The sequence below is a fragment of the Haemophilus sp. HMSC61B11 genome, from assembly GCF_001838615.1.
GTDB lineage: Bacteria > Pseudomonadota > Gammaproteobacteria > Enterobacterales > Pasteurellaceae > Haemophilus_D > Haemophilus_D parainfluenzae_AD.
Window position 1 is genome coordinate 1794 of record NZ_KV837992.1, and the last position, 229, is coordinate 2022.

At 42.8% G+C, this 229-nt stretch carries 1 pseudogene; it reads right to left on the reverse strand.

The window, feature by feature from the left end:
* A pseudogene (locus tag HMPREF3263_RS10805) lies at nucleotides 1-229 on the reverse strand (glycoside hydrolase family 19); the annotation flags it as partial.

The following is a 229-nucleotide window of genomic DNA, read 5'->3' on the forward strand; positions in this document are numbered from 1 at the left end:
CGGATGCAGATAATACGCCTGCTTATCCGTGTTAAATCCATCGACCTCTAACTGTATCGATAAGTCAGCTATCCGTTTTTCTATTCTCTTCGCAATCTCCTCTTTTCCATTTGCACGGTAAACACCACAGGTTTGACTAAAATCTGCTGCCCTGGTCTTCTTCCATTCGCTGTCATGTTTGGCAACGATTCCCGTTAATCTTCTTTGTTGCACCGGGCTTAATAATAAA